General features: G+C 64.9%; 10 protein-coding genes. All 10 read left to right on the top strand.

The window, feature by feature from the left end:
- A partial coding sequence (locus tag AC1DSN_RS04305; RefSeq protein WP_477329703.1) for a flagellar hook-length control protein FliK occupies positions 1 to 1,178 on the top strand: 1,178 nt, incomplete at its 5' end.
- A gap of 198 nt (positions 1,179 to 1,376) precedes the next feature.
- Complete coding sequence (locus AC1DSN_RS04300) at positions 1,377 to 1,874, top strand: flagellar basal body-associated FliL family protein (RefSeq protein ID WP_477329701.1); 498 nt, start codon at positions 1,377 to 1,379, stop codon at positions 1,872 to 1,874.
- A 15-nt stretch (positions 1,875 to 1,889) separates the two neighbouring features.
- Positions 1,890 to 2,921, top strand: coding sequence for a flagellar motor switch protein FliM (gene fliM / locus AC1DSN_RS04295; RefSeq protein ID WP_082879106.1), 1,032 nt, complete (start codon positions 1,890 to 1,892; stop codon positions 2,919 to 2,921).
- A 310-nt stretch (positions 2,922 to 3,231) separates the two neighbouring features.
- A complete protein-coding gene (gene fliN, locus AC1DSN_RS04290) occupies positions 3,232 to 3,507 on the top strand; it encodes a flagellar motor switch protein FliN (protein WP_197478325.1) in 276 nt (91 codons plus the stop codon).
- Positions 3,508 to 3,512: 5 nt separating this feature from the next.
- Entirely contained in the window at positions 3,513 to 3,944 is a 432-nt protein-coding gene (fliO, locus tag AC1DSN_RS04285; protein ID WP_477297364.1) for a flagellar biosynthetic protein FliO, read from the top strand.
- Between the two features lie 101 nt (positions 3,945 to 4,045).
- Positions 4,046 to 4,756: a flagellar type III secretion system pore protein FliP gene (gene fliP, locus AC1DSN_RS04280; RefSeq protein ID WP_477329707.1), complete on the top strand. Its 711-nt coding sequence runs from the start codon at positions 4,046 to 4,048 to the stop codon at positions 4,754 to 4,756.
- Positions 4,753 to 5,022: a flagellar biosynthesis protein FliQ gene (gene fliQ / locus AC1DSN_RS04275; RefSeq protein ID WP_063572301.1), complete on the top strand. Its 270-nt coding sequence runs from the start codon at positions 4,753 to 4,755 to the stop codon at positions 5,020 to 5,022. The genes fliP and fliQ overlap by 4 nt, the downstream gene beginning before the upstream one ends.
- Positions 5,022 to 5,798: a flagellar biosynthetic protein FliR gene (gene fliR / locus AC1DSN_RS04270; protein WP_477296116.1), complete on the top strand. Its 777-nt coding sequence runs from the start codon at positions 5,022 to 5,024 to the stop codon at positions 5,796 to 5,798. The genes fliQ and fliR overlap by 1 nt, the downstream gene beginning before the upstream one ends.
- On the top strand, positions 5,795 to 6,937 hold the full coding sequence (gene flhB, locus AC1DSN_RS04265) for a flagellar biosynthesis protein FlhB (RefSeq protein WP_213948731.1): 1,143 nt from the start codon (positions 5,795 to 5,797) through the stop codon (positions 6,935 to 6,937). Before fliR ends, flhB begins: the two co-directional genes overlap by 4 nt.
- A gap of 2 nt (positions 6,938 to 6,939) precedes the next feature.
- Entirely contained in the window at positions 6,940 to 9,051 is a 2,112-nt protein-coding gene (flhA, locus tag AC1DSN_RS04260) for a flagellar biosynthesis protein FlhA (protein ID WP_213948732.1), read from the top strand.
- Positions 9,052 to 9,062: the final 11 nt, after the last annotated feature.

Genomic DNA, 9,062 nt, shown 5'->3' with positions numbered 1-9,062 from the left:
CTCCCGAACGATCACATCGAGTACTCCGCATGAACAACGCCACGATCGCCCTCAACGTTGCACGCCCGGTCAATCCCGCCCCGTCGCCCACGACGGGCGCGGCCGCCGCGTCCCCGGTAACCGGCAAGACGAACGACGACACGGCCTCGAACAAGCGCTTCGACGCGGCGATGGACGCGGCGCATGCCGATGCGCGCAAGACCAGGGACCAGCCGTCGGACAAGAGCACGACGACCTCCACGACGGCATCGTCGGCCAAAGACACGAGCACGGACAAGACGGCCTCGACCCAGTCGGCCGACAAGAAGCCGGACGACGACACGACGAAGAAAGATGATTCGACAGACAGCGATACCTCCTTGGCGACGAGCGTGCTCGCGCTGATTGGTGTGCCGCCCAAGGTCACCGATATCGCCACGAAGGCCCTGGGCACGGCCACGGCGGCAGCCGGCAAGCTCGGCGACGCGCTCGGTGCGCTCACCGGCCTGGGAGGCACTCCCGGCACCGCCGCGGTGGCGACCGGTGCCACCGTCGGCGCGAAGGGCGCCGTCACCGGCGACCCGATCACCGACGCGATGGCGGCGGCGCCGTCGCCCGTTGCGACCGTCACCGCATCGCCCTTCGCGAGCCTGCTGGCTGCCCAGGGCAGCGACCTTGCGTCGACCAAGGACGATGTGTCGGCGACCGATCCCACGAGCGTGAGCCCGATGCCGCTCATGCACGCTCCCGCCATGAATGGCGTGGCGGCCCCCGCGATGCAGGTGCAGGCGACGCAGGCGGCGACATCGCCGCAGTTCAGCCAGGAACTGGGTGAGCAGATTGCGTGGATGGGTTCGGGCGACATCAAGTCGGCACGCATCAAGCTCCACCCTGAAGAACTCGGCAGCATGGACGTGCACGTGACCATGGATGGCGGCAAGGTCAACGTGGCCATCCTCGCTCAACATCCCGCTGCGGTGCATGCCGTACAGCAGACGTTGTCGCAACTGGACACGATGCTCGCGCATCACGGGTTGTCACTTGGCGAGGCCAATGTCGGTCAGCGCGATCCGGGTCAGAACCCCGCCCAGGGCGAATCGCCGGACGGGCAGGGTGGTGCTACGGACGAAGGCGCGGCAGCGACGGGCGTGGTCGGGACCTCGCGCGTCTCGCGCAGCCTGGTCGATGAGGTGGCGTAACACGCGTCGGTGACGTGATTTCGGCGGGCGTCAAAATTTTCGCCTCACTCGCCGGCGCCTAAGGGCAGCGAGAACCGCGTCACAGCGCCATATCTCCATCCGGGCCACGGGTGACGCAGATGGCACGTCGCTTGCAACAATACCCGCAAGCCCGACGGGCACGACCGCTTACGTATTCGCATTCCAGAGGTTTCACGCATGGCCGCAGCACCTAAAGATCCCGCCGAAGGCGCTCCCAAGAAGAAGGGTAAGGGCGGGGTCATTCTTGTCGCCGCGCTGGTGGTGCTTGCCGCCGGTGGAGCAGGTGGTTTCTTCATGATGAAGGGCGGCCATGGCAAGGCGGGTGCGGCTGATGCGACGGAGATCGCCAAGTCAAAACCCGCCGTTTATCTGCAGCTGGACCCGGCCTTCGTGGTTAATTTCCAGGACGAGACCGCCCTGCGTTTCCTGCAGGTCGGTGTGAACGTCATGTCGCACGATCCCGAAGCCATCGCTGCCGCCAAGGAAGCCGACCCCGAGATCCGTAACKCGTTGCTGATGCTCTTCTCCGCACAGGACGTGAAATCGCTGTCCGACGTGAAGGGTAAGCTGAAGCTACAGGCCGCCGCGCTGGCCGAAATCCAGCGCGTGCTCAAGGAGAAGATCGGCCGTCCCGGCGTGGACGCGGTCTACTTCACCAGCTTCATCATGCAGTGACGGGACGCTTCGGCCATGAGTGACATCCTTACCCAGGAAGAAATCGACGCCCTCCTGGCCGGCGTGGAAGGCGGTGCGGTCGAAACCGAGATCGAGCTTCCGCCGCCCGGTGGCATCCTGGACTACGACTTTACCCAGCAGGACCGTATCGTACGTGGCCGCCTGCCGACCCTGGAAATGGTCAACGACCGTTTCGCCCGTTACTTCCGCGCCAACCTGTTCAACGTGTTGCGCAAGTCCTGCGAAGTCTCGGTGCTTGGCGTGAAGATGACCAAGTTCAACGAGTACGTGCACTCGCTGGCCGTGCCGAGCAACCTCAACCTGATCCGGATCAAACCGTTGCGCGGTACCGCGCTGATGGTCTTCGAGCCGCGCCTGGTCTTCACCGTCATCGACAATTTCTTCGGCGGCGATGGCCGCTATCACGCGCGTATCGAAGGTCGCGATTTCACGCCGACCGAGAACCGCGTGATCCAGATCGTGCTGCAGGAGGCCTTTACGGCCATGGCCGAGGCCTGGGCACCCGTGCTCAAGATGCAGTTCGAGTTCCTCAATTCCGAGATCAACCCGCAGTTCGCCAACATCGTCAGCCCCACGGAGACCGTGGTGGTATCGCGCTTCCATATCGAGCTCGACGGCGGTGGCGGCGAAGTGCACCTGACCCTGCCGTATTCGATGGTCGAGCCGATCCGTGAGTTGCTCGACGCCGGCGTGCAGAGCGACCGTGCGGAGCGCGACGAGCGCTGGATCCAGAATCTGCACGAAGAAATCCTCGACGCCGAAGTGGAGGTCACCTCCATGCTGGCCGAGGCGCGGCTGACCATCGGCGACTTCCTCCATCTGCGCAAGGGCGATGTGATTCCGATCACCCTGCCCGAGTGCGCCACGGTCTTCGCCGAGGACGTGCCGATCTTCCGCGGTCGCATGGCCAACTCCAATGGCAACAAGGCGATCCAGTTCGATTCGCTGATGCGCAAGCGGGGCGAGGGTAAGGCCATGCCGGTGACGACGACGGCGCCGATGCCTGAGTTGACTGAGTCGGCCTGAGGCAAGAGCGATGGGTGCTTGCCAGCGCACCCCAAGCCTGACGTCAACTGACCGTCACCGCACGCAACTGCCGTCATGCGTCAGCTTTCCGTCTAGTGTCGGTTTCCGGTCAGCGCGGGTCACCCGCGGCGACCCGCCAAACACCTGAAAAAACACAAAAAATTCACCGTTCCCTCGCTGCCGAAGCCATGGCACGCCGTTTGCTTCTATGGGTACATACCCAAGCAGCGCGATCACCGGAACGGACATGAACGAACCCACCACGCTCGAAGAGATCGAAGGCGCCAACGAAGCCAGCCTGCACAAGTCCATGGGCCTGGGCGCCGAGGTCAACCTCGACGTCATCCTGGACGTGCCGGTCACGATGGCGATGGAAGTCGGCCGTACCAAGATCAGCATCCGGAACCTGCTCCAGCTCAACCAGGGCTCGGTGGTCGAGCTCGACCGTGCCGCCGGCGAACCGCTGGATGTGTTCGTCAACGGCACGCTGGTCGCCCATGGCGAAGTGGTCGTCATCAACGAGAAATTCGGTATCCGGCTGACCGACGTGATCAGTCCGGCCGAGCGCGTCCGCAAGCTGCGGTGATTGCCATGCGCCGTACCGTCGCCGCCCTCGCCGGTGGCTTCCTTTCCTGCGCTCTGATGGCGGCCCCGGTGGCTGCTCCGGTCGTCGCTCCGGCGGCGGTGGATTCGGGTGCGGAACTGATTCGCGTGTTGATCAGCCTGCTCGGCGTCATCGCGCTCATTTTCTTCGTGGGCTGGCTCAGCCGCCGCGCCCAGGTGCGCGTGCATCCGGGCGGTCGGAAGATCCGCGTCATCGAATCGATGCCGGTCGGCATCAAGGAAAAAGTCATGTTGCTCGAAGTCGGCGGCACGCAGATCCTGGTTGGCGCCTCGCCCACCGGTGGCCTGCGTACGCTGCACGTGCTGACCACGCCGGTCGCGGACGACGCTACACCGGCGGCTGCCGCGCCGACGATTCGTGGCTTCCGTGATGTGCTCAACCAGTGGAAGCGCCCGTGATCGCGGCGGCTATCGCGGGCAAAGCCCGCTCCCACAAAGAGCCGTCCCCCAAAGTACGTTGCTGGTCGTTGCTTGTTTTCGTCGTCTTGCTGCTCGCACCGATGGCCGCGTTCGCCGCGGACCCGATTGCTCCGCCGGGCATTCAGCTGCTGAACGTGCAGCCGGGCGCCAACGGTAGCCAGAACTGGTCGCTGTCGATCCAGATGCTGGCGCTGATGACGGCGCTGACGGTCCTCCCGGCGATCCTGCTGATGATGACCTCGTTCACTCGCATCGTCATCGTGCTCGGCTTCCTGCGTCAGGCGCTCGGCACCAACAGCACGCCGCCGAACCAGGTGATCGTCGGCCTGTCGCTGTTCCTCACGCTGTTCGTGATGTCGCCGGTGATCGACAAGGCTTACAACGCCGGTATCAAGCCATACATGGACGGCCAGATGAACGTGCAGGACGCCGTGCCGCTGGCCGCCGCGCCCTTCCGCCACTTCATGCTCGACCAGACACGCGAGCCCGACCTCCAGCTGTTCACCAAGCTCGCGGGCGAGCAGCCCTATGCGGACAAGGACTCGGTGCCTTACCGCGTGGCGTTGCCCGCCTTCGTCACCAGTGAGCTGAAGACCGCCTTCCAGATGGGCTTCCTGCTGTTCATTCCCTTCCTGATCATCGACCTGGTCGTGGCCAGCGTCCTGATGTCGATGGGCATGATGATGGTCTCGCCGATGATCATCTCGTTGCCGTTCAAGATCATGCTGTTCGTCCTGGTCGATGGCTGGACACTACTGCTGGGCACGTTGGCGGGGAGCTTCTACCAGTGACGCCGGAATCCGTTATCGCCTTTGGCCAGCAGGCGCTGCACATCGCCATGCTGGTCGGTGCGCCGCTGCTGCTCACCGCGCTGGCGGTCGGCCTGATCATCGGCATGGTGCAGGCCGCCACGCAGATCAACGAACAGACCCTCAGCTTCATTCCGAAGCTGATTTCCATGGCGCTTGTGATGATCATCACCGGCCCCTGGATGCTGCGCACCCTGGTGACCTTCACCCGCACCCTTATCGAAAGCCTGCCCCAGGCGGTGCGTTAATGCCGATCGACCTGAACCAGCTCGAAGGGTGGGTGGGCGCGGCGTGCTGGGCGATGGCCCGCATTTCCGGCCTGCTACTCGTCGCGCCGGTGCTGGGGGCGACCACGATTCCCGTGCGCATCAAGATGGGCCTTGCGATCCTGCTGACCGTGACTCTGGCGCCGCTGGCGCCGTTGTCCATCCACCCGCTCTCCGCGCAAGGCGTCGCGACCCTGGCCCAGCAGGTGCTGATCGGCGCGGGGCTCGGCTTCATCCTCAAGATCGTGTTCGAGGCGGTGGCGTTTGGCGGCCAGTTCGTTTCGCAGGCCATGAGCCTGGGCTTCGCTGAAGTGGTCAACCCCGGTGTCGGTGGCTCCACGCCGGTGCTCAGCCAGTTCTACACGATGATCGTGACCCTGCTGTTCCTGGTGATGAACGGCCACCTTCAACTGATCAGCCTGCTTGCCGACAGTTTCCGGACGATGCCGGTCAGCGACCACGGCATCGGTGCCGAGGGCCTCTGGGGCATTCTGGAGTTCGCCAGCCACCTGTTCGCCGGCGCCGTGCGCGTCGCGTTGCCGGCGCTCACCGCCGTGCTCGTGGTCAACCTCGGCTTCGGTGCGATCAGCCGTTCGGCGCCGTCGATGAACCTCTTCGCGGTCGGGTTCCCGATCACCATCTGCCTCGGCATCATCGCCGTATGGCTTGCGCTTCGCGGCCTGCCGAGTGCCTGGGATTCACTGCAGACGGACGCCTGGGAAGCCATGCGTGGACTGGTCGGGAGGTCCTCGCCGTGAGTGAGTCCGACCAGGAAGATAAAACCGAATCACCTAGTGACAAACGACTTCGCGAAGCGCGAGAGAAGGGCGACCTGCCGCGCTCGCGCGACCTTTCCACCGCCGTGGTGGTCCTGGCGGGCGTGACCTCGATGATCGCCTCGCGCGACCAGATGGCCGTGCACGCGGCCAACATCATGCACGTCGGCCTGCGTTACGGCCGCGACGACCTGTTCGCCGCCAACGGCATCACCCGAGCGCTGATGACCGCGGCCGGCGAGGGCCTGAAGCTGCTCGGCCCCGTGTTCACCGTCACTGCGGTCGCTGCCATCGCCGCACCCACGCTCATGGGCGGCCTGAACTTCTCCTTCGAAGCCCTGGTACCGAAGTTCGACCGCCTGGACCCGATCAAGGGGTTCAGCCGCCTCGTGTCGATGAACGGCCTGGTCGAGCTGGGCAAGTCTCTGCTGAAGCTGATCCTGATCGGCGGCGCGCTGGTCTGGTTCCTCAACCGCACCACGCAAGAGATGTACTCGGTGGGTAGCGGTCCGGTGAAGGAGGGCATTGCCCATACCTTTGGCGTGCTCGGTCACGCGTCGCTGATCTTCGCCTGCGCGCTGGGGCTGATCGCCCTGGTCGATGCACCCTGGCAGGCCTTCAGCTTCACCAAGAAGATGCGCATGACCAAGCAGGAGGTGAAGGACGAGCACAAGGAAAGCGACGGTAGTCCGGAACTGAAGTCGAAAATCCGTCAGATGCAGCTGCAGATGTCGCGTCGACGCATGATGGAAGACGTTCCTACGGCGGATGTGATCGTGGTCAACCCGACCCATTTCGCCGTCGCCCTCAAATACGACGAAGTGAAAATGGGCGCGCCGCGAGTCGTAGCAAAGGGTGTGGACGTCCTGGCCCAGCAAATCCGCGATGTGGCGGGTGCGGCGAAGATTCCTGTCGTCGAAGCGGCGCCGTTGGCACGCGCCTTGTATGCAACGACGGAAGTCGGTCGCGAGATCCCCTCGGCACTGTACGTCGCCGTGGCCCAGATCCTGGCCTATGTGTTCCGCCTGAAGCAGGCGATCGCCGTCGGCGATCTCCCGCCCGATCTGCCCGAGCAGGACATCGATCCTGAACTGCTCGGCCCCTACCGTATGGATAAGTGACGATGGCAGCTACGACCACGCTCATGGGCACGTTCCGGCAGATCGGCCGGCGGGGCATCGCCGCGCCCGTGGTCATGCTGGTCATGCTCGGCATGCTCATGCTGCCGCTGCCGCCCTTCATGCTGGACCTGCTGTTCACCTTCAACATCGCGTTGTCGCTGGTGATCCTGCTGGCCACCATGTACGTGATGCGGCCGCTGGAGCTGGCCTCGTTCCCGACCGTGGTGCTGTTCGCCACCTTGCTGCGCCTGGCGTTGAACATCGCCTCCACGCGCGTGGTGCTGCTGCACGGCCATAACGGCCCGGGCGCTGCCGGCAAGGTGATCGAGGCCTTCGGCGAGTTCGTCATCGGCGGCAATTTCGCTGTCGGTTTCGTGGTGTTCGCCATCCTCACCATCATCAACTTCGTGGTCGTGACCAAGGGCGCCACGCGCGTTTCCGAGGTCACGGCACGCTTCACCCTCGACGCGATGCCAGGCAAGCAGATGGCGATCGACGCCGACCTCAATGCCGGCCTGCTCACCCAGGAACAGGCGCGCGAGCGCCGCCAGGAAGTGCGCGAGGAAGCGGACTTCTACGGCTCGATGGATGGTGCGTCCAAGTTCGTCCGCGGCGACGCCACGGCCGGCATGCTCATTCTCGCCATCAATATCATCGGCGGCTTCTTCATCGGCATGCTGCAGCACGGCCTGTCCGCTTCGGAGGCCGCGCGCACCTACACACTGCTGACCATCGGCGACGGCCTGGTCGCGCAGGTGCCGGGCCTGATGCTCTCAATCGCCACGGCGGTCATCGTCACCCGCGTGTCCAAGTCCCAGGAAATGGGCAAGCACGTCATGGGGCAGCTGTTCGGCCAGCCGAAGGCGCTGGGCGTCGCCGCTGCCGTACTTGGCGCGATGGGCCTCGTGCCGGGCATGCCGAACCTGCCGTTCCTGTTGCTCGCGGCCGCCGCCGGCTTCGGCGCGTGGAAGCTCCAGCAGAACAAGGACCGTCTCGCCGACGGCGGCACGCTGGGCGCCGCCCCTGCACCGGGTACCGAACTCGCGCTGGAGTCGACACCCCCGGGCGAGCGCCTCGAGCTCTCGTGGGAAGACGTCGCCCAGGTGGACACCATCGGCCTGGAAGTCGGTTATCGCCTGATCCCGCTGGTCGACAAGGCGCAGGGTGGCGAACTGATGGCGCGGATCAAGTCGGTGCGCCGCAAGCTCTCACAGGAGCTGGGCTTCCTGGTGCCGTCCGTGCACATTCGCGACAACCTCGACCTCTCGCCGCACGGTTATCGCATCTCGCTGATGGGCGTGCCGATGGGCGAGGCAGAAATCCACACCGAGCGCATGCTGGCGATCGATCCGGGCCGCGTGCACGGCACGATCAACGGTATCGCCACGCGGGACCCGGCCTTTGGGCTCGATGCCGTATGGATCGAGCCGGGCCTGCGCGAACATGCTCAGACGCTGGGCTATACGGTGGTCGATCCGGCCACCGTGATCGCTACGCATCTCTCGCACATTTTGCAGAACCACGCCCACGAACTCATCGGCCATCAGGACGTGCAGCAGCTGCTCGACCGCCTTGCGCAGCAGACGCCGAAGCTGGTCGAAGACCTCGTGCCCAAGCGCCTGTCGCTTGGCGCCGTGGTCAAGGTGCTACAGAACCTGCTCGCCGAGCGCGTGCCCATCCGCAACTTCCGCGGCATCGTCGAGTCGCTCGCCGAGCATGCCGGTCAGAGTCAGGATCCCGGCGTCCTTGCCGCCAGCGTCCGGGTCACGCTTGGCCGACAGATCGTGCAGGAGATCGCGGGCCTCGGAACTGAGGTCCCCGTCATTACTTTGGCGCCGGAACTGGAGCAGATTCTTCTACAGTCCCTACAGGGCGGCGGTCCCGCGGGCGCGGCCATCGAGCCGGGTCTCGCCGACCGCTTGCAGCAGAACGTGGCCGAGGCGGCGCGACGTCAGGAAGCGGCCGGTGAACCGGCCGTCCTGCTGGTCTCGCCGGCACTTCGTCCGTGGCTTTCACGCTTCACTCGGCATGTGGCCCAAAACCTGCATGTACTTGCCTATAACGAGGTTCCGGACAACCGCCGCGTCAAGCTGGTGACGGCCCTCGGACGATAGGACGAGAGGAT

Source organism: Luteibacter sp. P4_D7_3, from assembly GCF_056401735.1.
This window is presented reverse-complemented; position numbering and strand designations above follow the sequence as displayed.